This window comes from Bartonella occidentalis, from assembly GCF_037070875.1.
Taxonomy (GTDB): Bacteria; Pseudomonadota; Alphaproteobacteria; order Rhizobiales; family Rhizobiaceae; genus Bartonella.
Genome location: NZ_JAYMZJ010000002.1, coordinates 132,885 through 157,565, shown reverse-complemented (window position 1 = coordinate 157,565; position 24,681 = coordinate 132,885). Strand labels below are relative to the sequence as shown.

Here is a 24,681-nt window from a genome sequence, read left to right as displayed (position 1 = left end):
GAAAAAAATGCAACTAATAAGGGAAGCGTTCAATGCAATTGAGGAAATTTTTTTCTATAGTCGCTGCTATAATGATACTTGGAGCAAATGTTCATGCGAGTGAGTCTGTTAAAACAAATGAGCCTATTAAAATTGGCGTTTACTTGCCTTTAACGGGTCCGTTTGCGTTTGGAGGAGAACTTGAAGGTGCAGGTATAGAGGTAGCACACAGAAAAATTCCAGAAGTATTAGGACGTAAGGTTGAACTCATTGTAGTTGATAACAAATCTGATAAGGTAGAAGCTGCTAATGCCATCATGCGTTTAACTGCTAATGATAAAGTTAGCGCTATCATCGGAAGTTATGGCTCTTCATTATCTTTAGCTGGTGGAGAAGTAGCTGAAAAGGCTAAGACTCCCGTTGTTGCATCTTCAGCAACAAACCCATTAATAACATTAGGTAAAAAGTATTATTTTAGAGCATCTTTCACTGATACTTACCAAGGTGAAAGTGCTGCAACTTATGCGATTCGGACTTTGCATGCAAAGAAAGCAGCTATACTAAAAGATATATCGAGTGATTATGGTGTTGGTCTAGCGAATTACTTCAGTAAATCATTCAAACAATTGGGTGGAGAAATTGTAGCAAATTTAAACTATAATTCTGGAGATCAAGATTTCTCAGCCGCTCTGATGCAAATTATAGCACAAAAACCCGATATCTTATTTATCACATCTTATTTTTCTGAGGGTGCTATTATCTTGAAGCAAGCACGTGAATTGGGAGTGAAATTCCGTATTATGGGAGCCGACGCTATGGATAATCCGGAAACTGTTACAATAGCGGGGGATTCTGCAGAAGGTTTTTTACACACAACACTCGCCTACGATGAGGATATGCCAAATATGTCGAAAGCCGCACAAGAATTTACTGAAGCATGGAAAGAGCTTTACCCTAATCAAAAAACAAATATGAATTCCGTTGCTGGCTATGTAAGCTATACGATGATTATGAAGGCCATTGAAAATGCAGGCAGTGCTAATCGGGAAGACATTACTAGGGAACTTGCAAAATTGAAAGATTTTCAAACACCTTTTGGTAAAATATCTATTGATAAAAACCACAATCCTATAATGCCTGTTGGTGTGATTGAAATAAAAGGTGGAAAACGTGTCTATTTAGGCGAAGTGGAATCTGACGGCTAAAAGATATTTTGGGAAAACAATCATTTAGATAAAAACATGCTATGTATTTTAAGAATTATAAAAAAACAAATTAAGCAAAAACATAGCATTCCATCTTGATAATGTGAAATATGGAAGGATGAGAGATGAGCACTGAAATGTTCATCCAGTATTTTTTTAATGCGCTTGCATTAGGATCGCTTTATGGGCTTATTGCAATTGGTTATACCATGGTTTATGGTATCTTGAGGCTCATTAACTTTGCCCATGGCGATATTTTTATGCTAGGCGCATATTTTGTTTTTTTCTCTACAGTTAGCTTTATGCCTGCGTGGACTGCTGTCCTTCTTCTATCATTGGCCGTTCTCATTTATTATTCGATATTTATAGGATTCAAAAAACGCCCCCAAATTCATTGGGTTGGTGTTTTTCTTATTCTTATTTTGGGGTTTATTTATTATTTTAAAATCTCCCCTCAAGATTTTGCGCCTATTTGGATTGTGGCAGTTTGTTTTTCAGTTTTTATTACAAGTGCGATAGGTATTTCTATAGATCGATTTGCTTATAAACCTTTACGTGATGCCCCTCGTATTTCAGCGCTTGTTGGTAGCATTGGTGTTTCTTTCCTCATTGAAAATTTAGCAACAGTTCTCTTTAGCGGTGTTCCTAAGAGTGTGAAACAGCCAAGTTTTTTTGTAATACCAATTGAATGGCATTTAGGGCAAGATCCAGATAGTATAGTTCGTATCGTTCCCATGTCTATTATTGTTCCTATTGTTTCATTCATTCTTGTTGCTTTATTATTATGGATTGTTAATAATACAAAGCCCGGTCTTGCCATGCGAGCGATCTCTCATAACATTGAAGTTACTCGCTTAATGGGTGTTTCAGTCGATAAGGTTATTGCGTTCACATTTGCTATAGGTTCAGGGTTGGCAGCTGTTGCTGGAATTATGTGGGCTTTACGCTATCCTCAGGTTCAGCCTTATATGGGTGTTTTTCCTGGATTGAAGGCGTTTATAGCTGCTGTTGTCGGAGGCATTGGATCAATTCCAGGAGCAATGTTTGGAGGGCTACTGTTAGGCTTTATTGAAATTATGATTGTTGCCTTCTTTCCCGTTTTATCCGGATATAGAGATGCTTTCGCTTTCGTTTTATTAATTCTTATCCTATTGTTTATGCCTAATGGTTTAATGGGCAAAAAAAATCAGGAGAAAGTTTGATGCCCAAGTCAGCAGAGATTTTTTTATCATTTATCAGTATTGTAGCATTTATAGGTTTTTTATTTTATGCTGATAGTCATTTCAATGACTATACGCTTCGTATCATCAATCTTATAGCTATCAATGCTATACTCGCTATTTCACTTAATTTGATTTATGGCTTTACAGGCATGCTTTCTCTTGGACATGCTGGCTTTATTGCTATCGGCGCTTACACATGTGCAATTTTACTTCTCTCTCCTGAGCAAAAAGAGATAATGTGGATTCTCGAGCCTATAGCTGCACCATTGCATTATATGCAATTACCGTTTTTTGCCGCTGTTATTGTAAGCGGTTTATGTGCAGCAGTTGTAAGTTTATTAATTGCTCTCCCAATATTACGTCTCGGTGGTGATTATCTCGCAATTGCAACATTAGGCTTTGCGGAAATTATTCGTATCGTTATTGTCAATGCTGCTTCCCTAACGAATGGTGCCTTGGGGGTCAAGGGTATACCTCAAAGCGCTACACTATGGTGGAACTATGGTTGGTTGGCATTTACAATCGTTTTTATTGTTCTTTTATTACGAAGTAATACTGGCAATGTATTATGTGCTATTCGCGATGATGAAATTGCTGCAAAAACAATGGGAATCAATGCTTTTTTCTATCGTATCATGTCTTTTACTGTTGGTGCGTTCTTTGCAGGTGTCGGGGGCGCATTGATGGCTGCCCTTATTTCATCTATAGATCCTAAAATGTTTAATTTCTTATTAACTTTTAATATTTTGATGATTGTCGTTGCTGGTGGCCTTGGTTCTATCACAGGCAGTGTTATAGGAAGTATTGTTATTACAATAACGCTTGAATGGTTTCGCGCCATCGAAAACCCAATAGACTTAGGCTTCATACATATTCCGGGAGTTCCAGGTCTGCGTATGGTTATTTTTTCACTTTTGTTGTTAGCAATTATCTTATTTTGGCGAAAGGGGTTATTAGGTCAACGTGAATTTTCATGGAATGGGATTTACTGTTTTTTAACAAAGAGAAAAATTCTTAATAAGGAAAAGCCATGAAAAATACTATCCTTTCTCTTCATGATATCGTAATGAATTTTGATGGATTAATTGCTGTAAATAATGTTAATATGAAAATTGAACAAGGAACAATTACTGGGTTAATTGGTCCAAATGGTGCAGGAAAAACTACTGTTTTTAATATGATTTCTGGTTTTTATGTACCTACAAGTGGAAAAATTCTTTTAAATGGACAAGAGGTTTGTGGACTTTCGCCGCATGTCATTTGTAAACGCCGCATTGCACGAACATTTCAAAATATTCGGCTTTTTTCAGGATTAACAGTATTACAAAATATTATGGTGAGTGCCCACGTTAGGCAAAAACAGCCATGGTTTGCTGCAGCCTTATTTTTACCAAATGCTGTTAAGGAGAAAAATGAGATTTATAAAAGCTCAATGGAACTTCTTGAATGGTTTCAACTTGATCACCTTTCTAACCAGTTAGCAACTACTCTGCCTTATGGTGCGCAACGGCGTTTAGAAATTGCTCGTGCTTTAGCAACAAAACCAAAACTCCTTCTTCTTGATGAGCCTGCTGCAGGTATGAATCCGCAAGAAAGCGAAGAATTAAGACAATTTATAGAAAAAATAAGAGAAAAATTTAATCTTACCATTCTAATCATTGAACATGATATGAAAGTTGTTATGGGGCTTTGCGAGTATATTTATGTGCTAGACTATGGACGCTGCATAGCTGGTGGAACACCCGATGAAATTCGCAATGAACCTAAAGTTATTGAAGCTTATCTTGGTGGAGATATACATGAATATTCTTGAAATAAAAAACCTTCATGTTCATTATGGTAGCATTCAAGCTGTTTATGATCTTTCTATGTCCATCAAAAAGGGAAGCATAGTCACTTTAATCGGGGCTAATGGAGCTGGGAAAAGTAGTATTGCACGCTCTATTGTAGGACTTAACCGATCTGTTACTGGAGACATCATATATAAAAATCAGTCTATTATCAAAAAAAAGTCAGAAGAAATTTTGAGATTAGGCATTGCCCTTAGTCCTGAAGGACGACGTATTATACCTTACTTTACTGTCTTGGAGAATTTGCAATTAGGAGCTTATATTCGTAATGATAAAGAAGGTATTGCTCGCGATATAGAATGGGTATTTGATATGTTTCCACGTTTGCGCGAGAGATCTAAGCAGTTAAGTGGAACAATGTCAGGTGGTGAGCAGCAAATGCTAGCTGTAGGGCGTGCACTTATGAGTAATCCTGATACTGTAATCTTAGACGAACCATCCCTCGGTTTAGCACCACTTCTTGTACAGGAACTTTTTTCAATTATTCGAAAAATTAATGATATGGGGAAGACGGTTCTTCTTATTGAACAAAATGCATTTGCAGCACTTTCCATTGCTGATTATGCCTATGTTCTAGAGGTCGGACAAGTTCTATTTCATGGCGAAGGAAAAGCCATGCTTTCTGATCCACGTGTCAAAGAAGCTTATCTTGGTGGTTGATGATTTTCATAAAGTTTATGTGCGTGCAGCATTAGTTTATAAGGGATCACGCACCTAAATGACATTCTAATAAGCTTTTATTAAATTGCAGCGTGGATTTTATTTAAGGATTTTAATTCATCATCTCCTCGCACTTTCAAGGAAATACTTCCTCAAAACCAAGTTGTTTAAGACAAAAAACCAGACTTTTTAATTTATCCCCACCAGTTTTTAGCACTTAACGTACCTGCTGCCTGTTCTATAACATAAGCCATTTGGAAAAGAACTTCCTCTGCAAAAGGCTTCCCAATTAATTGTAATCCTAGGGGTAAATCATCTAATGACAAACCTGCAGGAACAGAAATTCCTGGTAAACCTGCCATATTAACTGGCACAGTAAAAATATCACTAAGATACATTGTTACAGTACCATTTTTTACTTTTTCATCAAAAATACCAAAAGCTGGCGTTGGTGTTATAGGTGTTAAAATAACATCGATACCATCTGCAAAACATTGATCAAAGTCACGTTTTATTAATGTTCGTACTTTCTGAGCTTGAAGATAATATGCATCATAGCACCCTTCCGAAAGAACATAAGTGCCAATTAAAATACGCCGCTTAACTTCATCACCAAAACCTACCGAACGAGTATTTTCATACATTTCAGTGATATCTTTTCCTGGAACACGGAGTCCAAAACGAACACCATCATAGCGCGCTAAATTAGAAGACGCTTCTGCAGAAGCTACTATATGATAAGCGGGCAAAGCATATTTTATATAGGGTAATGAAATATTGACGATCTCTGCTCCTGCTTCTTTCAGCCAATTCATACCTGTTTTCCACAGATCAAGAATTTCATTTGATATTCCTTCAATATAACATTCTTTTGGAATACCAATTTTCATTCCTTTGATAGATTGGCCAATATAACTTTCATAATCAGGGACTGGCAAATTAACGGAAGTTGAATCTTTTTCATCAAAAGATGCCATTGATTTAAGCATAATTGCACAATCACGTACATCACGCCCTATAGGACCTGCCTGATCAAGTGAGGAAGCATAAGCTACAATTCCCCATCGTGAACACCGCCCATAGGTTGGCTTTATCCCAACACTGCCAGTGAAAGCTGCTGGCTGACGGATTGATCCTCCAGTATCAGTTCCTGTTGCACCTGCACAAAGTCGCGCCGCAACAGCAGCTGAAGACCCTCCTGAAGAACCACCTGGAACAAGCTTATCATCGGATCCTTTTTTTCTCCATGGATTAATAACTGAACCATAACATGATGTTTTATTGGCAGAGCCCATAGCAAACTCATCCATATTGAGCTTACCTAACATAACTGCTCCATCTTTCCATAAATTAGCAGTCACGGTTGATTCATATTTTGGTTTAAAATTATCAAGAATATATGAACAGGCTTGAGTATGAACACCTTTTGTTGCAAAAAGATCCTTAATTCCCAATGGGATTCCCTCTAAGATACCACCCTGCCCTTTAGTCAAGCGGTTATCTGATTCGGTAGCCATTTTTATTGCTTGTTCTGCTGTTATCGCCACATACGCATTCAAAGTCGGGTTGGCCAAATCAATAGCCTTTAAATAAGCCTCTGTTAATTCAGTTGCTTTAAAATCTTTTTTTGTTAAAGAATCACGGGCTTGTGCAATTGTTAAGGTTGTTAAATCAGTCATATTGATTCTCAAATTTTTAAAATATAATAAAGTTACTCGACAACTTTTGAGACGAGAAAGAAGTGTTCTTCGGTAACAGGCGCATTTGCCACGATATCCTCCGCTTTATTACCATCTGTGACACTATCTTCACGCATTCGCAAAACCATCGGAATCATTGATATTAACGGCTCAACTCCACTAACATCAACTTCATTAAGTTGTTTTACAAAATCTAGCAGAACATTGAACTCCTTTGTCATACGTTCTACTTCATCATCATGGACAGCAATACGTGCTAAATGTGCCACTCGCTTGACTGTTTCTTGATTAACAGACATACTACGCCTTTCTTCTTTCTTATTTCGACGTTTATATATTCATGCTTTGGCTATACAAGGCTGTGTTTGCAAGCGCAAGAACATTGATATCTCAAATAAAAAATATAAATTCAAATCTTCAATATTAAAAAACTTAAATTATAAATCACATGACCATTATTAACATAGATGAAGCTACTACATATCTTTTGCCTAAACAAACAATAGCAGGCTTGGATTTGGGCACAAAGACTATTGGAATTGCAATTTCTGATATCAGTTTAACTTTTTCAAATCCACGTCCTACATTCCACAGAAAAAAATTTACACTGGATGCTCACGCACTTGTACAAATTTTTAATAAAGAAAATGTGGGTGTTGCTGTTATTGGTTTACCCCTTAACATGGATGGAAGTAGCGGTTCTCGTGTTCAAGCAACCAAGACGTTTGTCAGTAACATGGCTGCTTACACAAAAGTTCCATTTATTTTTTGGGACGAACGCTTATCAACGATTGCTGCACAACGCTACCTTTTAGAAATGGATGTATCGCGCAGAAAAAGAGCAGCCCGTATAGACTCAGCGGCAGCTGCTTTTATATTACAGGGTGCTCTTCATAGAATCAAAGCCATTCATCAAACGGAAGGATAAAGGACATTCAGCAAATGCCCTGCATTATATCGTGCAATGAGCATACCGTAAGAAGATCTCCATTGCCCTCCAAGGCGACTTTCCATATAGGCATTTGCAACATGCTCTATATCGACATTATTTAACGACGCAGCTGCAGCTGCGTACGCAACTTGTTCAACAAAAAACCTGCCTGCTCCCTCATTTGTCGATGCCATATTTACTGCAGACTTGATAATTTCAATTGCCCGAGGCCCTGCTGGTCCAATATCAAGTGCAATTTTTTCTAATAATTTCTGGAACAACCCAGGTGCTTTTTCAGCTATTAGGATTGCATCCTTTACCAATTGATTAGCAGAGCTATTTCTAACAATTCGTGCAGGCCCACTACACAACATTTGTGATAACGGATTGCCCTCTATAAAGCCCTCTGTCCCAAGCTGGGCAATAATTTCACCAATAATAGGTATAACTAACTGACTCACATGATAAGCAATGATAGGCGTCATAATGCGTGCAAAAGCCGCTTCAAATCGATCATTTGCAGCATTATCAAACGCCCGCGCCAAACGAAAAACTAATGCTTGTGAAGCGGCAATATCAAGTGCAATATCTGCAAAAATACGTTCTGTTAATGGTGGTAAAGGCTGATCCTGCATCTTTTGTCGAAAAAAATCTATGCCAAATTGTAAAGCTGCTCGCAAAACACCTGCTGATATTACTGATTGATCAAAACGCATCATAGTTTCGATATCTTTAATGACCTTAGTGCCCTCTCCAGCATTCCCCAAAAGCCAGCCATAACTTCCCTGAAAATCAACAACACCTTCTGGCATTGAGGTTTCTCCAGAACGCTGTAATAAATGGCGAACCGATATGGCACCATTTAATGCACCATTTTCCTGAAAACGTGGAACTAGAAAGCAGCTTAAATGACCTTTTAACTCCGCGCTAACAAGATATCCATCAACTATAGGGTTAATAACATTAGTTTTTATGACATTCAAACGATATAGATCGCGTCCCATTTTTTCATCAAAAGAAACCTTTTGAACACTTGGAAAATTGAAAAAATATTTTTCATGCTTCTCAACATTATCAAAAGCACAGGTAAGCGAAGCTGCCTTTTTGTCATTAATAGGTTTTGGTGATACATCATATTCACGTGATAGGAGTGAATTTTGCCACTTTTTGAATAACTCAACATCACTAATTAATACTGCAATAGCTGCACTTGTTATAATCGCCTCATTCAAATGCCCTGTTTCTAAACTAGCAGATAAAGCCAAACGAATAGCACGGGCTTGATAGCGTACCCCATTTTCTGATGCCGTATTTTCCCAAAGTGAAGTGATTAAACCAGCTTGTCTGGAATATTGTTGTAGTGCTCGATAAGAAGAGTGTATCTCCAATTGTTCTGTCAGCTTTCCCCACCCATCATTATAACGCAATATTGGCCGATAACGATTTGCCAAATATGAAAGATCTCGTGCTTCATGACTAGCTACAAAGTCTCCCATTTCTTCAAAGCTTGCTAATAAAAATGAAGGTAAAGTAGAGGCAATACGAAACATAAGCGTATCACTAAGAAATGCATTTTTTCGGCGGATATTTTGCGCAGACGCGGCACTCATAGGCATATTCCTATTATTTAAATCATTCGTATATCATAGATTATTCATTTTTTTGCAATTAAAAAACATTTATCACACTCAAACAATGTGATAAATGTTGCTTAATCTCTTTAAACAGAGATAGAAAAGACTGCTATGACTCAAAATAATTTTTTTCCGATTTTTCCCTACCAACACCTTTTAGGCATTAAAGATCTAAATGTGCAAGATCTTCGCATATTACTAGATCGTGCAAATGCAAATGTCATCCTTTCTACAGAAAGTGATAAAAGAAAATCTACACTACGTGGGCGCACACAAATTAACCTTTTCTTTGAAGCTTCCACGCGAACACAATCTTCTTTTGAATTAGCTGGAAAACAGTTAGGAATAAACGTTATAAATATTGCTATTAGCAACTCATCTGTAAACAAAGGAGAAACATTAATTGATACAGCAACAACCCTCAATGCAATGAAGCCAGACATACTTGTCATTCGTCATAGTTGTGCTGGAGCAGCTGCTTTGTTAACTCAAAAAGTTGATTGTTGCGTAATTAATGCTGGTGATGGTGCACATGAACATCCAACACAGGCTTTATTAGATGCTTTGACCATTGAGAGAACAAAGGGTTATCTTGCAGGACTAACTGTTGCAATTTGTGGTGATATTTTACATTCACGTGTCGCGCGTTCCAATATCCTCTGTCTCAATACTTTAGGAGCACGTGTACGCGTTGTAGCTCCCTCAACACTTTTACCTGCAGGAATCGAAAATATGAGTGTTGAAGTTTTTAATACAATGAAAGAAGGCCTTAAAGATGCTGATGTCGTTATGATGTTGCGTTTACAACATGAGCGCATGACAGGAGCCTTTATTCCATCTATTCGTGAATATTTCCATTATTTTGGCTTACATAAAAAAAATTTAGCTTATGCTAAAAGTGATTGCATTATTCTGCACCCTGGCCCAATAAATCGTGGTGTAGAAATCTCATCTGATATAGCAGATGGATTGCAAAGCATGATTCATACTCAAGTAGAGATGGGAGTTTCTATGCGTATGGCTGTCATAGAAGCTTTATTGGATTCACGCCTTAACGGAAGTAGAGAAAAAAATGACCAAGCCAATCGTTTTTAAAAATGCTCGTATCGTTGATCCTTCTCGTACAATTGATGAAATCGGTACAGTTATTGTTGAAAATGGACTGATAACAGCCGCTGGAAAAGAAGCCCAAAATCAAGGAGCTCCAGAAGGAGCAGAGGTTGTTAATGCACAAAACAAAGCAATTTTACCTGGACTTGTTGATGCCCGCGTCTTTATTGGGCAAGGAGGCGGAAACCCCAGTGAAGCAATTGCATCAGCAAGCCAATCTGCAGCAGCAGGCGGAATTACTTCCTTCCTCATAATGCCAGATACATATCCTATCACAGATGATGTTGCATTTATTAAATTCATTACCTACACAGCAAATGAAAAATCATTGGTCAATGTTTACCCTACTGCTGCTATCACTCAAGGTTTTAATGGACAGCAAATAAACGAATTTGGATTATTAAAAGACGCAGGAGCAATTGCTTTTAGTGAAGGAAAGAAAACACTTCAAAGTTCATCTGTTATGCGACGTGCGATGACTTATGCGCGCGATTTTGACGTTACATTAATACACGAAACGCAAGATAGTGACCTTACAGGGCAAGGTGTTATGAATGAAGGTTTGTTAGCGAGCTGGCTTGGTTTTTCTGGAATACCTCGTGAAGCAGAAGTCATTCCTCTTGAAAGAGATTTGCGACTGGCAGCACTAACACAGACGCGCTATCATGCTGCCCAAATATCGACAGCTATGTCTGCGGATGCCATTCGTTTAGGAAAGAAACGTAATGCAAAAATTTCTGCAGCTGTATCGATTAACCACTTATCTCTTAATGAAAACGATATTGGTGAATACCGTACTCTTTTTCGTTTAATGCCTCCATTACGCGCAGAAGAAGATCGTATCGCAATGATTGAAGCGATAAAAGATGGAACGATAGATATTATCGTTTCTTCCCATGACCCTCAAAATGCTGATAAAAAAAATTTACCGTTTAGTGAAACAACCACAGGCGCTATTGGCATGGAAACTTTATTGAGTGCAGCCTTACGCCTTTATCATGATACAAGCATATCTTTGCTACGATTAACCGAACTTTTGTCAACAGCACCTGCAAAGCTTTTTGGACTCAATGCAGGAACACTGAAAAAAGGTGCTTATGCAGATCTTATTTTAGTTGATCTTGATGAGCCATGGGTAGTCTCTGCAGATAAACTTTATTCACATTCAAAAAATACACCTTTTGATAATGCACGCTTTCAGGGAAAAGTTCTTCAAACCTTTGTTAAAGGGCAGTCAGTTTTTAAATTGGATCAATAAAATTAAATGAGATTTTTAATGAATGAAGCAATAACCTTTTTTCAGTCTAATATATGGTTAATCTTTTTGATATCTTATTGCATTGGATCTATTCCATCTGGGTTACTTGTTACACGGTTTTGCAAACTTGGCGATGTGAGAACAATTGGTTCTGGAAATATTGGAGCAACAAATGTCTTGCGAACAAAAAATAAAAAAGCAGCTGCTCTTACTCTTATTTGTGATGTATTGAAGGGAACTGTTGTTATTTTCATTGCAAAATCTTTAATTTATCCAGCAAAATATGATATCTTTATTATTTTAGCTGGATTTTGTGCTTTTTTGGGACACATTTTTCCAATATGGCTTAAATTTAAAGGTGGCAAAGGTGTTGCTACTTATTTGGGCGTGTGTTTGGGAATTTACTGGCCAGCAGCAGTTGTTTTCGTCATTACGTGGATGATGCTTTTTCTACTTACACGCTATTCTTCACTATCTGCACTCGTTGCGGTTATTATAACTCCCGTATTTTTTTATTTTTCCTATACTCATTTTTATACCTGTTGTATGATGATAGTGATGAGTGTGCTCGTCATTATAAAACATTACGCTAATATTGGCAGGTTATTAACTGGAAAAGAAAGTAAGATTGGCATTTGAAATGGGGATAAAGAAGGGGATCTTGCTCACTGATCGTCAACGCCTAAATTGGTTAAGATTGTTGCGTAGCCAAAATATTGGGGCAGTTAGTTTTCGTAATTTAATTGATCATTATAAAACAGCAGAAAATGCTCTAATTGCACTTCCTGAGCTTAGTAAAAATGGCGGTCTTTCTACACCTATCCGCATCGCAACATTAGAAGACGCTGAAAAAGAAATGCAAGAAGCCGAAAGATTAGGTATTCGATTTGTCTGTATAGGAGAACCAGATTATCCACCACTTCTCAAGGTAACAGAAGCTTCACCACCACTTATTGCCATAAAAGGTAATGTCTCAGCTTTTCAAAAACCTTCTGTTGGAATTGTTGGTTCTCGGAACGCTTCAGCCGCTGGTAAAAAATTAACTGCTCAATTTGCTCATTTTCTTGGGAATGCCGGCTTTGCTATTATTTCTGGATTAGCTCGTGGAATCGATAGCATTGCTCATCAAGCAAGTCTGCCAACAGGTACAGTTGCAGTTATGGCTGGTGGAGTTGATCAAATCTATCCTCCTGAAAACAAAAAATTATACGAAGATATTATCGCAAATGATGGAGCAATTATCAGTGAAATGCCGATTAATTGGAAGCCGCGCGCAATCGACTTTCCGAGAAGAAATCGTATTATCGCAGGTTTATCACTTGGTCTTTTAGTTGTAGAAGCTGCTATGAAATCAGGATCCTTAATCACAGCGCGCCAAGCCGCCGAAATAGGACGATTAATTTTCGCTATTCCCGGCTCTCCACTTGACCCAAGATCAGTCGGAACAAATAACCTCATCAAAGATGGTGCTTCTCTGACAACTCATCCCTCTGATATTGTAGAAGCACTTACACCACTTATTCCAAATTCTGTGAATCCTCAGCTCAATTTTTTTGCAGAATCAACCCCGTTTCAGCTTCAAAATGCGAACTTGGAATCACACGACCAAAAAACCAATAATCCTTCCTCAATTGGCAATGAAGCAGAACGCGCGGCTATCCTCTCATCCCTATCAACAACTCCAATAGATTTAGATACACTCAGTACCCATTCAGGTGTTTCATTACAAAACCTTTATCTCCTATTGGTTGAACTCGATCTCGCTGGTAAGCTTACTCGACACTCTGGTGGTTATGTGTCATTGTCGAATTCGGATCCTCCCTAAGAGCCTCAGCACTATTAATAATGCTCTGTCCTTCTTTAGCCACCATATCTAAAAGCAGCGCTAGAAGTGGACTACGAGTTTGACGTGCCATCAAGTTCATTTGTTTTGACATATCCGTGATATATTGGATAACTTTTAAATGATTTACAAACATAATCCTCTATCCTTGAGTATTTTCCCCCCACCTCTCAATAGACGTCATCTTATTATTTCGCCGTATTTTTTGTATTAACCGTGGAAAATAAATTATACAGTCTCATATAGGGCGTATTTAAATAATAACAACAAAAAGTTGTATAATATTACGTACTCTTAACCAATTGCTATTAGCTATTCCTGTGAAAGGAATTTATAGAGTAAGTTTATATTTCAACATTCAGGTAAAATTATGAATATCGTTATCGTTGAATCGCCAGCAAAAGCAAAAACAATTAATAAATACCTTGGATCTAAATATAAGGTAGTTGCATCATTTGGACATGTGCGTGACTTATCTGCGAAAAATGGCTCCGTTTTGCCTGATAAAAACTTTGCTATGAAATGGGATATTAATACTGCTGCTGCTAAACGTTTGAATGAAATAGCAAAAGCAGTTAAAGAGGCTGATAGCCTTATCTTAGCAACAGACCCCGACCGCGAGGGAGAAGCTATTTCATGGCATATTTTAGATGTTCTTAACCAAAAAAAAGTTCTCAATGATAAACCCGTCAAACGGGTTGTATTCAATGCAATCACCAAAAAATCCGTACTTGATGCCATGAATAATCCACGTGATATTGATATATCACTTGTCGATGCTTACCTTGCGCGTCGCGCGCTCGATTATCTTGTCGGCTTTACGCTCTCACCTGTTTTATGGCGCAAACTTCCTGGTGCACGTTCAGCTGGCCGCGTTCAATCAGTTGCTTTACGCATTATTTGTGACCGTGAATTAGAAATAGAGCACTTTATCAAAGAAGATTATTGGTCGCTTATAGCACACTTAAAAACTATTCGAAATGACGGATTCCAAGCAAAACTAACAATGTTCAATCAAAAAAAGATTGGCAGACTTGATATTAAATCTCAAGAACAAGCAGATCAGATTCTGCTTGCGTTGGAGAAGGCGAAATATCGCATATTAAGCGTTGAATCAAAGCCTACAAAGAGAAATCCGGCTCCTCCATTTACAACCTCTACTTTACAGCAAGCAGCCTCTTCAAAATTAGGTTTTTCTGCCTCTCGTACCATGCAGATTGCCCAAAAACTTTATGAAGGGGTAGAAATTAATGGAGAAATGGCAGGGCTTATTACTTATATGCGTACGGATGGTGTACAAATAGCACCAGAGGCCATTGATTCAGCACGAAAAATGATAAATGAATTTTTTGGTAGTAATTATGTTCCTGAAAAACCACGTTTTTATTCATCAAAAGCAAAGAACGCACAAGAAGCACATGAAGCCATACGCCCAACAGACTTTCAACGTACACCTAATGAAATAGGCAGTTTTCTTGATAGCGATCAAGCAAAACTGTATGAATTGATATGGAAGCGAGCTATTGCTAGCCAGATGCGTTCTGCTGAAATTGAACGTACAACTATAGAAATTGAAGCACAACAAGAAGACAATCACGCAAATTTACGTGCAATAGGCTCTGTGATTCGTTTTGATGGATTCATTTCTGTCTATACTGACCAAAAAGATGAAGAAAAAGATGAAGAAAATGAATCAACACATCTACCACAAATTAATACTGGCGAATCACTTGAAAAAAATAAGGTTGAAGCTACACAACATACCACAGAACCCCCTCCTCGTTATTCTGAAGCCTCATTAATTAAAAAGCTCGAAGAATTAGGAATTGGCCGACCTTCAACTTATGCGTCCACATTGGCAACGCTTTGTGATCGTGGGTATATCATGATTGATAAAAGAAAGCTTATTCCTGATGTAAAAGGACGTATTGTCACAGCATTTCTCGAAAATTTCTTTAATCGTTATGTAGAATATAGTTTTACAGCAGATCTCGAAGAAAAATTAGATCTTATATCGGATGGAAAGCTTTCCTGGAAAGATGTTTTACGTGATTTTTGGGATGAGTTTAATGCATCTATTGCTAACATCCAAGAATTACGTATCACAAACGTTCTTGACGTTTTAAATGTGACATTAGCACCTCTTGTATTTCCCTCACGTGAAGATAAAAGTGATGCTCGTTCTTGCCCTCTTTGCTCAGATGGGCAGCTATCATTAAAGCTAGGTCGTTATGGTGCATTTGTTGGCTGTTCCAATTATCCCAACTGCAAATATACACGCCAACTTGGCACAGATACAGAAGAAGAGAATGAAGCCATTCGTAATGATGAACCTATCATACTTGGTGTCGATCCTAAAACAGGAAAGGATATCTCTCTTCGTAGTGGCCGATTTGGACCCTATATTCAACTTGGTGAAGGAAAAGAAGCGAAGCGTGCAGGATTACCAAAAGAATGGCAAGCAGAAAATATCACTTTTAATAAAGCTTTAGCCTTAATATCTCTGCCTCGTGAAATTGGAATTCATACTGAGACAGGTAAAATAATCACAGCCACAATTGGGCGCTATGGTCCATACCTTAGTCATGATGGGCAATATGCACCTCTTGTTCATGTGGATGAGATTTTTGATATTGGCATTAATAGAGCTGTGACAGTGCTTGCCGAAAAACAAGAAACTAAAACAAAGCGGAGTAAGACTGCATCTGCAGCATTAGTAACATTAGGAGAACATCCAAATGGAGGAACTATTACTATACGTAATGGACGTTACGGCCCGTATATTAATTGGAATAAAATTAATGTAACATTGCCAAAAGATAGAGATCCCGTTAGTTTTACTCTTTCAGAAGCATTAGGACTTATATTAGCTAAAGCATCCGATAAAAAAGCTACTTTGAAAAAAGATTCTTCTAAAACAAAAGAGACATAGGTTTTGGCTAAAGGCGAAAAAAAAACAAAATATTTTCAATTGCGTAATATAGAATATCTACCTGATAAAGCAGAGATTCTTGCCTTTATCAATGATAACCCTGACCGCTCAAATAAGCGTGAAATTGCCAAAGCTTTTAACTTAAAAAGCAATTCTCGTATCTGGTTAAAAGATATATTGCGCAATTTAAAAAATGATGGCTTAATCCCTAAAAAGCGTAAGAAAACAATAACTAAAGAAAAGTTACCTCCTGTTGCATTGGTAAAAATTAGCGGACGCGATAAAGATGGCAGTCTTATTGCACAACCTCTTGAATGGAAAACTGAGCCAAAACCAAAAATTGAAATACTCCCTTTCTCCCGTGGAAAAGAAATAAAAATTGGTGTTGGAGATCACATCCTTGCAAAAATTATTAGAAATAAATCTCCTCAAGACGCTCTTTATACAGGACAGATTATTCGCAAAATCGATGTACCCCCCAAAAATACAATTGGTGTAGTCAAAAAATTAGAAAATGGCCAATGGAGGCTTGAACCCATAGAACGTAAAATTAACGAACTGATTATTGATACACCTTTAGAATTTGATATAAAATCTGGTGATCTCGTTGAAGTTGAAATTAAAAAAAACACTGGTTATAAACCGAGCAGTGCAAAAATAAAGAATGTTTTAGGACATATTGATAACGAAAAAACACTCTCACTGATTGCTCTTCTTTCTAAAGGAATTCCTTATGTTTTCCCTGAAGATGTTCTTGAACAGGTAAAAAATACAAAACCTGCCAATATAGACAATCGTGAAGATTGGCGGCAATTACCACTTGTTACAATTGACCCACCAGAAGCAAAGGATCACGATGACGCGGTTTATGCAACAAGAGATGAAGACCCTGCAAATAGTGGTGGGTGGATTGTTATCGTAGCAATTGCAGATGTTTCTTACTATGTTAAAACGGGTAGTCCCTTAGATAAAGAAGCGTTCAAACGAGGAAATTCTGTTTATTTTCCCGATTACGTTGTACCAATGCTTCCAGAACGTATTTCTAATAATTTATGTTCTATGCGTGAAGGAAAAGACAGACCAGCTTTAGCTGTTCGTATGATTTTTGATGCAAATGGTAATAAACAAAAACATAGCTTTCACCGTGTTATGGTGCACGTAGTAGCAAAATTATCTTATCAAGAAGTACAGTCAGCCATTGATGGAAATATAAATGAAAAAATGGCTCCCCTTCTTAAAACCGTTTTACAACCATTGTGGGGTGCCTACTTTACCCTTAAACCTGCACGTAATCGTAGACAACCACTAGAATTGGAAATAGCAGAAAAAAAGATTATTCTTGATAAAAATGGTTGTATCAAAGATGTTGTGATAGAAGCACACCTAGAAGCACATCGCTTAATTGAAGAGTTCATGATACAAGCTAATATTGCAGCTTCTGAAACATTAAAAGAACATCATCAGCCTCTCATTTATCGTGTTCATGATCAACCTTCCCTTGCAAAACAAGAAATATTGCGAACTTTTCTTAAAAGTTTGGGAATATCACTTTCTCGAGGAATAAAACTTACATCTGCACATCTTAATAGTATTTTAGCAAAAGTTACGAATACCCAACAACAAGAATTAGTTAACCAAGTAATTCTACGCTCACAATCTCAAGCGGAGTATAATCCTAAAAATATCGGTCACTTTGGTCTAAATCTGCGTAATTATACACATTTCACATCACCAATCCGCCGTTATGCTGATCTGATTATTCATCGAGCTCTCATTAAAGCACTCAAATTAGGAAATGACCAATTAATAGATGCACAAGAACAAAATCTTGTAGAAATCTCTAAACAAATTTCTTTATATGAACGTCGTGCAATGATAGCTGAAAGAGAAACTATTGATCGTATTGTTGCCCAATATTTAATGAACAAAATTGGCTATACCTTTACAGGTCGAATTTCCGGAGTTACAAAAGCAGGGCTTTTTATTTCACTTGATAAATTAGGTGCAGATGGTTTTGTGCCTATTTCTAAATTAAAAAATGACTATTATTACTATGATGAAGCACAACACACTCTCATAGGAAACCGTAGCCATAAAGGTTATCAACTCAGTGATGCAGTAGAAATAAAACTTATAAAAGCACAGTCTTTTTCTGGATCTCTGTGCTTTGAAATATTAACAGAGCCTCGCCCAATAACTTTTTCGTCTTTATCGCATCATAAAAATAAACTTATAACAAAAAAACGCTATAAAAGAAGTATTATTAAAAATAATATGAAATAATTATGTAAATTTAAACTAATTATCACAATTTTATTACGATATAAAATATTAAAACAACATTATAGATAATTATTTATTTAAATATAAGTGGTAATTTAATCTAATAAAACTATTTATATACCAACTAAAGTTAAAGTGAACAGCATATATATACTTAATATATATACTTAAAAAATGTAAAGAATTTATCTCTCTTCCACAATAGCATTTTTCACATATATCATAAGTTAATAATTCTATTCTTAAAACGAGTAACATCATCAAGTGAAAGCACGATATCAAACCCTATCTAGCTAATCTGTAAATTCCAGAGTTTCAATGATAGCTAACCATGTTGCCATAAAAATCACCGCCGTGTATGATGAAAACGTTGTCTGTTTTTGAAAGAGATAAATTTGGATATACTTTCTGTTTGATAAAATTTTTTTTCTATAAACTTAACCAAAACCCTTTCCTCTAACGTTCGCTTCACATTTTTTTACCTAGATATTAAACTTTTTGTTTTTTATCATTAATTACTACTCTATCAGAAATTTTTTGCTATAAGCAAAAATAATTTTGTTTATGTCTTTAAAGTTAGTTTAAGATATTTAAGGTTTTCTTATATTATAATTTATATTCATAAAATGATTATAGATATAAATAACTCATATTGTAATATTTTATAATTATTTTATATGTATTAATTTATAATATAATAAAAATACTTTTTAAATTATAAAAATTTATTATTATATCAGTAATTTATAAAAATCTTTTAAAGAATATTACTTTTATTATGCACTTAACTAGCAAAATTCATAAAATAATTATAAACAAATGTTTAATTTAAACAATTAATTATTTATATATTTAAATCAATATTGTTTATTATGATTGTATATTTAATTTTTTAAGTTTTTTGCTGGTAAATAAGAAGACAAAATTATTGTCAATATCAAAATATACTTTATGCTATCTCATCTATAGTGTATTTACACCATACAAAATTCACAAAGCATAAAATAACCCAAACTGTAATAGCCAAAGCGCGCTATTTTCTCTCCCGTTATTGTTCTGACCATCTCCATCACGAGATGCAGTATATTCAAAACGCTTTTAAATGAAAACATTAATACTCATACCCCTTAGCTGATTCTTGCATATAAATAAAACAACACATTCATGATAACGCTTATGCTGGATGATTTTATATTTTCATTTTTATAATAAGCTCAAACGATCAATTCTATCCACTTATGAAGTGTGTATCTTAAGCTGAATTGAAACTCTTATGATACAGCACTAACTAAACATTTGTTTCCCCTTAAAAGGTTGCTTAACCTACCTTTATACGATAAAACTTACACAGTTAAAGTATATTTATTTTCTACATTTAGTTCTTCCTTTATCTTTGACGAAAAATTAATTTAATCATATAAACAAATGTTTTTATATAAGATGTTGATATTTTTAAATTATTTAGTTTTTAATCTAAAATAATTTTTTTTGACTTATCGATCATTATTACACATGTTCAGTTCACGAACAGGTTAATCAGCTCTTGACTTTTTTTAGAACATCCGTAGTGTGCGATAAAGTCTGATCGTATCGGAAATTTTAATAGTGAAATGATATCATTTAAAGCATAAATAGGACTCCTTAATTATGGCCAAAGCAGCAACCATTAAAATCAAGCTTTTATCGACTGCGGATACTGGTTTTTTTTATGTAACAAAGAAAAATAGTCGTACAATGACGGATAAAATGAGCAAGCGCAAATACGATCCAATTGTAAAAAAGCATGTTGAGTTTAAAGAAACAAAAATTAAATAATTGATATAATAAGTTATCTTTACTTAATAGATTATATTTCCGAAGATAGCTTTGTCATAAGATTGCTTTCATAAGGCGTTTTTTGCTTTTTAAAATTAAGTATAATACCGTATTTTTGTCATATATCTATCACATTGTTATGCAGATATGTACGTAAGTTATGCGTAACATAATGAGGTTGTGAGGTTAGTTTTTCCACAATTCTATTTTCGTCATTATATGTCACACTATGTGAGCTTTTGGGGGATGAATTAAGGATTGAGGTGGTGAATTTTCTCACGCAAGGTGTGTTTTTATCATTCGGTATTAAAAAGCAACATATCATGACAAAAAAATTTTTTCATTTTGATCTAATTAAAACAAAGACGGTTAAGTTTAACATTTTTAGATCTGTTACTCTTTTCGTTTTTGGCGCAATTTACTTTCAGTGTATTCAAGCATATTCTCAAGAAGGAGACTCTTTATCTCAAACATCTATTAAAGGTCATGCATCCATCAGGGGACAGGCATCAATTACTGATGGTGATACAATAGTGATTTCTTTTGTTAAGATCCGGCTTATAGGAATTGATGCTCCTGAGACTCGCCAACTCTGTGGAACGAAAAAAGAGCAATATGCGTGCGGACTTGAGGCAAAAAAATATTTAACACAACTTATAGCAAACCAACCTGTTACATGTTATTGGGAAAAGAGAGACAGGTATAATCGTCTTCTTGCAACATGCCAAACAAAGGAAGTACATAATATCAATGCAACTATGGTACGAGAGGGCTGGGCTGTAAGTTATTATGATTATTCGAAAGAAGAGCAAGAAGCTAAAAAAAGAAAAAATGGTATATGGCGATCAGAGTTTCAACAACCGAGAGAATGGCGGAGAATGAATCTAAAAAGATGAATATTTCCCCTCTATAGGTATTTTAGAGTTTATTATTTTTTCATGAAACAAGAGGACAATATTGCTAGACTTGAGAAAGAGATTTGTTTTTGTCGTGTTTGTAATGAACATCCCCATTATCTTCCCCCTCTTCTTCATGAACCGAGACCTGTAGTTTATTTATCCAATACGGCTTCAATTGCGATTGCCGGCCAAGCACCAGGGTTGCGTGTGCATGAAAGTTCTATCCCTTTTAATGACCGCTCTGGAGAAAGGTTGCGTAGTTGGCTCAACGTAACGAGTGATGAGTTTTATAATAAATCTCTATTTGCCATTGTTCCTATGGGATTTTGTTTTCCAGGCTATGATAAAAATAAATCTGATTTACCACCAAGACGTGAATGTCAAGAAATATGGCATGAACATATATTTCGAGCTATGCCACAGATAAAACTTGTTCTTGCTATTGGAAGTTATGCACAAAAATGGCATATCACGAAATTAAAACATAGAACCGTTTCAGAAACCGTCAGTGACTGGAAAAACATTCTTTCCGTACGTCAGCCTCGAGGCTACAATGTCATGCCTTTACCCCATCCATCATGGAGGAACACTTCTTGGTTACAAAAAAATCCATGGTTTAATGATGAGCTTATTATCTATCTTCGCATTCTAGTGCGTAAATTGTTATCAACTAAATATTAAAAAAGAAAAATATAGATGTTTAAATCTAAAAATTTTGGAGTAATTTTCTTTTTCAACTTTTGCAAAAAGTATAATATTTTCTATTGTTGAAAGAGTTAAAAGTTTGAATTTTTATGGCTTTTTTACAGTAAATGTAGTTTAAGGCAATGTTTTATATTAAATGCTGTATGAAAAGGTAAAGTTATGAAATACTATCAATTTTTCATGTCTTATGAACAATTTTTACCATTCAATGAGCATTTTATCCAATACGATTTCGGCACCAAAATTAAAAAAATGTTAAAAGCAATAAACATGATAGTTTGGTAATAAAAAAGAAAGGGTCTTTGAAAATTTTTAAAATCCCGGAAAGCTAGCTCTGAAAGGTGTTTTTTAAAATTAGAAAAGAGTAAAGCTAAAATAAAACAAAAAATTTTTGCTGTTGATGATAATCTATTTCTATTGTAACTTTATAAATATAAATCAAGATCTTCAATGTTTTTTTTAATGTAAAAAATTTGCACATTCCGTTTTTTATTTTAGCGAAGATTGTTCAATCATATCTTATCTAGTGTCTAGGCATACTTTGTCGGATTCAATTTGACATTTCAAATGCAGCTTTACTTTACAAGGGATAAAGTAGTACCCTTCAACGTCTTCCATTGGTTGACACTTTGAGCGAGCTCTTGCAACTTTTCAGAAAGCTCAGCGACAAGTTCAACTATATCTTCAGGAGATAATTTTATTTGCATCGCGATAGATCTGTTAAGCTATGCATCCAAGATTTTTATATCAATCCATTGGATAATTTTGCTTTGCTATATCCATGACTGCCAACATTCCCCTTTCGCCAGTAATCAGCCAAATGTAGCTAACAATCCACATTGTGGCAAGAGGTGCCTTTGTCAGAGCTATCAATTACTGTGTAATTGTCTAAAAGAGTAGTTGTTTAGTCCCAACTAAACTATAAGCTTTATCTTATTAAACAAAACCATCTTTGCTATTCTGTTTTGAGTTCCGCTTCGAATTATACTAAAAACCATTTCAATAAAAAATATTTTTTTTAGAATACCAATAAACTAAAAACTTATAAGAATAGTGCCGTTTAACAATGTATTACCGTCATTTTTTACAATACTCATTATATTTTTTATATTATTTCACTTACACAACATAAAAGCATAAATAATTTAAGCACTTTTCAAAAATTATGCAGAAATTTCATAAAATAATAAAATTTTATCGAATAAATAGATGTATAAAATATTTACTGCTTCTTAGCATTCCCAATACTTAATTTGTAATCTTTTTACAAAATAAATTACCATAAAACTGACCTACGTAACGTCTCACCCATCTTTTACAATGCAATAGATTAAGTGATATAAACCGCACAAAAAGACCAAATTAACAATACTTTTAATCTTTTATCATTATGCCATTATTTTAAACGATCAAATCTTCTTGTTTAAGAGGAGCTATTTGTGCATGAGTTAAAACAGCAGCCTTGACAATACCAGCAGCCACAGCTGCACCTGCTCCTTCACCAAGATTCATCCCAAAATCTAAGAGCGGTTTTTTCCCAATTTTTTTTAAAAGTTTATGATGTGCTAATTCAGAAGAAACATGCCCAGCAATAGTATGATCAAGAGCATTTGGATGCATTTTATAAAGTATTGCTGCTGCTGCTGTTGCCACAAAACCATCTAAAATAACCGGAATTTTTTCCATTCTTGCAGCTAAAATAGCACCTATGATAGCAGCAATTTCACGTCCTCCTAAGCAACGCATTATTTCAAAAGGATCATCAAAACGATCCTTATGTAAAGAAACGGCTGTCTTCACTGCTTTTATTCTACGTTCATAAAATTTTTTTTCAGATTCTACACCGCCACTCTCCAGCCACTCTTCAACTTCTCCACCAAACAATGCTAAACATAAAGCTGAAGCTATAGCTGTATTTCCAATTCCCATTTCACCTATACATAGGAGATCTGTTCCACCGGCAATAGATTCCATTCCAAATGCCATTGTAGCAGCAGCACTACGCTCATCCATTGCTGCATCTCTGGTAATATTCATTGTTGGATATTCCAGTGCCAAATCAAATATTTTTAATCCAAGATCATAAGCCATGCAAATTTGATTAATAGCAGCACCACCAGCTGTAAAATTTTGCACCATCTTTTGTGTCATAGATTGTAAAAATGGTGTAACACTCTCGTCTGTAATTCCGTGATTCCCCGCAAAAATAGCAACCAAAGGCCGCGTTACGATAGGCTTTTCTCCTCCCCTCCATCCTGCATACCAAACTGCAATATCTCCCAATCTTCCTAGCGATCCTCGCACTTTTTGTAAGTCCTCTTGTCTTTTTTTTGCCAAAATTATAGAGAACTCATCAGCGACAGGTAAATTTGTGAGTAAAGCACGAAAATCATCAAATGGACTAACGGTCATTAAGACACCTTTTAAATCTACAATGCATAATTAAAACCTGGTCATATAAATAATTCATTATTTTTTAAGAACCTTTAACACGTTAACAGGTTAAAGATTATTAACAAAATTATTTGTGTATTAAATTTTAAAATAAAATTATCATTTTCACTTATTTAAAATGAGCAATATTATCAATTGCTTATCTACATTTTATATTGAATAAACATTGACCCGCATATTATTTTTATGTAATGAACATT

At 35.5% G+C, this 24,681-nt stretch carries 21 protein-coding genes; 15 read left to right on the top strand and 6 right to left on the bottom strand.

Features of this window, described 5'->3' with window-relative positions; genetic code table 11:
• The first annotated feature begins 32 nt into the window (after positions 1-32).
• The 5 genes from WCP78_RS04180 to WCP78_RS04160 all read left to right on the top strand — a co-directional run bounded on the left by WCP78_RS04180 (position 33) and on the right by WCP78_RS04160 (position 4,917).
• The gene (locus WCP78_RS04180; RefSeq protein WP_336279259.1) at positions 33-1,184 is read left to right on the top strand and encodes an ABC transporter substrate-binding protein; all 1,152 of its coding nucleotides are present in this window, start codon (positions 33-35) and stop codon (positions 1,182-1,184) included.
• 125 nt (positions 1,185-1,309) lie between these two features.
• Positions 1,310-2,386 carry a branched-chain amino acid ABC transporter permease gene (locus WCP78_RS04175; RefSeq protein ID WP_336279258.1) on the top strand — a complete coding sequence of 359 codons (1,077 nt, stop codon included), beginning with the start codon at positions 1,310-1,312 and terminating at the stop codon, positions 2,384-2,386.
• Positions 2,386-3,441, top strand: coding sequence for a branched-chain amino acid ABC transporter permease (locus WCP78_RS04170; RefSeq protein ID WP_336279257.1), 1,056 nt, complete (start codon positions 2,386-2,388; stop codon positions 3,439-3,441). The genes WCP78_RS04175 and WCP78_RS04170 overlap by 1 nt, the downstream gene beginning before the upstream one ends.
• Entirely contained in the window at positions 3,438-4,220 is a 783-nt protein-coding gene (locus tag WCP78_RS04165) for an ABC transporter ATP-binding protein (protein ID WP_336279256.1), read from the top strand. The genes WCP78_RS04170 and WCP78_RS04165 overlap by 4 nt, the downstream gene beginning before the upstream one ends.
• Positions 4,207-4,917 (top strand): ABC transporter ATP-binding protein, encoded by a 711-nt coding sequence (locus tag WCP78_RS04160; RefSeq protein WP_336279255.1) that lies wholly within the window; start codon positions 4,207-4,209, stop codon positions 4,915-4,917. Before WCP78_RS04165 ends, WCP78_RS04160 begins: the two co-directional genes overlap by 14 nt.
• Before the next feature lie 194 nt (positions 4,918-5,111).
• Here WCP78_RS04160 and gatA read toward each other — a convergent pair whose 3' ends face one another.
• Both gatA and gatC read right to left on the bottom strand, forming a co-directional pair.
• The gene (gene gatA / locus WCP78_RS04155) at positions 5,112-6,596 is read right to left on the bottom strand and encodes an Asp-tRNA(Asn)/Glu-tRNA(Gln) amidotransferase subunit GatA (RefSeq protein WP_336279254.1); all 1,485 of its coding nucleotides are present in this window, start codon (positions 6,594-6,596) and stop codon (positions 5,112-5,114) included.
• A 32-nt stretch (positions 6,597-6,628) separates the two neighbouring features.
• A complete protein-coding gene (gatC, locus tag WCP78_RS04150; protein WP_336279253.1) occupies positions 6,629-6,916 on the bottom strand; it encodes an Asp-tRNA(Asn)/Glu-tRNA(Gln) amidotransferase subunit GatC in 288 nt (95 codons plus the stop codon).
• A 149-nt stretch (positions 6,917-7,065) separates the two neighbouring features.
• Here gatC and ruvX point away from each other — a divergent pair, with 149 nt between their 5' ends.
• Entirely contained in the window at positions 7,066-7,545 is a 480-nt protein-coding gene (gene ruvX, locus WCP78_RS04145) for a Holliday junction resolvase RuvX (RefSeq protein ID WP_336279252.1), read from the top strand.
• On the opposite strand, the gene WCP78_RS04140 is transcribed toward ruvX, so the two are convergent.
• Entirely contained in the window at positions 7,530-9,158 is a 1,629-nt protein-coding gene (locus WCP78_RS04140; RefSeq protein ID WP_336279251.1) for an acyl-CoA dehydrogenase family protein, read from the bottom strand. The genes ruvX and WCP78_RS04140 overlap by 16 nt on opposite strands.
• A 135-nt stretch (positions 9,159-9,293) precedes the next feature.
• On the opposite strand from WCP78_RS04140, the gene WCP78_RS04135 reads away from it, so the two are divergent.
• From WCP78_RS04135 to dprA, 4 genes are read left to right on the top strand one after another with little or no spacing between them, the layout of a single operon-like run.
• Positions 9,294-10,277 (top strand): aspartate carbamoyltransferase catalytic subunit, encoded by a 984-nt coding sequence (locus tag WCP78_RS04135; protein ID WP_336279250.1) that lies wholly within the window; start codon positions 9,294-9,296, stop codon positions 10,275-10,277.
• Entirely contained in the window at positions 10,255-11,550 is a 1,296-nt protein-coding gene (locus WCP78_RS04130) for a dihydroorotase (protein ID WP_336279249.1), read from the top strand. Before WCP78_RS04135 ends, WCP78_RS04130 begins: the two co-directional genes overlap by 23 nt.
• 18 nt (positions 11,551-11,568) lie before the next feature.
• Positions 11,569-12,189, top strand: coding sequence for a glycerol-3-phosphate 1-O-acyltransferase PlsY (gene plsY / locus WCP78_RS04125; RefSeq protein ID WP_336279248.1), 621 nt, complete (start codon positions 11,569-11,571; stop codon positions 12,187-12,189).
• Positions 12,179-13,375, top strand: a complete 1,197-nt coding sequence (gene dprA, locus WCP78_RS04120; RefSeq protein ID WP_336279247.1) for a DNA-processing protein DprA — start codon at positions 12,179-12,181, stop codon at positions 13,373-13,375. The genes plsY and dprA overlap by 11 nt, the downstream gene beginning before the upstream one ends.
• On the opposite strand, the gene WCP78_RS04115 is transcribed toward dprA, so the two are convergent.
• Positions 13,323-13,529, bottom strand: coding sequence for a hypothetical protein (locus tag WCP78_RS04115; RefSeq protein WP_336279246.1), 207 nt, complete (start codon positions 13,527-13,529; stop codon positions 13,323-13,325). The genes dprA and WCP78_RS04115 overlap by 53 nt on opposite strands.
• Positions 13,530-13,763: 234 nt before the next feature.
• On the opposite strand from WCP78_RS04115, the gene topA reads away from it, so the two are divergent.
• The 5 genes from topA to WCP78_RS04090 all read left to right on the top strand — a co-directional run bounded on the left by topA (position 13,764) and on the right by WCP78_RS04090 (position 22,003).
• On the top strand, positions 13,764-16,325 hold the full coding sequence (gene topA / locus WCP78_RS04110; protein WP_336279245.1) for a type I DNA topoisomerase: 2,562 nt from the start codon (positions 13,764-13,766) through the stop codon (positions 16,323-16,325).
• A 3-nt stretch (positions 16,326-16,328) separates the two neighbouring features.
• Complete coding sequence (rnr, locus tag WCP78_RS04105) at positions 16,329-18,608, top strand: ribonuclease R (protein ID WP_336279244.1); 2,280 nt, start codon at positions 16,329-16,331, stop codon at positions 18,606-18,608.
• A gap of 1,647 nt (positions 18,609-20,255) precedes the next feature.
• Positions 20,256-20,423, top strand: a complete 168-nt coding sequence (gene rpmG, locus WCP78_RS04100; RefSeq protein ID WP_005767215.1) for a 50S ribosomal protein L33 — start codon at positions 20,256-20,258, stop codon at positions 20,421-20,423.
• A 323-nt stretch (positions 20,424-20,746) separates the two neighbouring features.
• A complete protein-coding gene (locus tag WCP78_RS04095) occupies positions 20,747-21,319 on the top strand; it encodes a thermonuclease family protein (protein ID WP_336279243.1) in 573 nt (190 codons plus the stop codon).
• 42 nt (positions 21,320-21,361) lie between these two features.
• Positions 21,362-22,003, top strand: coding sequence for a uracil-DNA glycosylase family protein (locus tag WCP78_RS04090; RefSeq protein ID WP_336279242.1), 642 nt, complete (start codon positions 21,362-21,364; stop codon positions 22,001-22,003).
• A 599-nt stretch (positions 22,004-22,602) separates the two neighbouring features.
• On the opposite strand, the gene WCP78_RS04085 is transcribed toward WCP78_RS04090, so the two are convergent.
• Together WCP78_RS04085 and WCP78_RS04080 are read right to left on the bottom strand one after the other, a co-directional pair.
• Entirely contained in the window at positions 22,603-22,734 is a 132-nt protein-coding gene (locus tag WCP78_RS04085; protein ID WP_336279241.1) for a hypothetical protein, read from the bottom strand.
• Positions 22,735-23,428: 694 nt separating this feature from the next.
• The gene (locus WCP78_RS04080; protein ID WP_336279240.1) at positions 23,429-24,439 is read right to left on the bottom strand and encodes a nicotinate-nucleotide--dimethylbenzimidazole phosphoribosyltransferase; all 1,011 of its coding nucleotides are present in this window, start codon (positions 24,437-24,439) and stop codon (positions 23,429-23,431) included.
• Positions 24,440-24,681 lie beyond the last annotated feature (242 nt).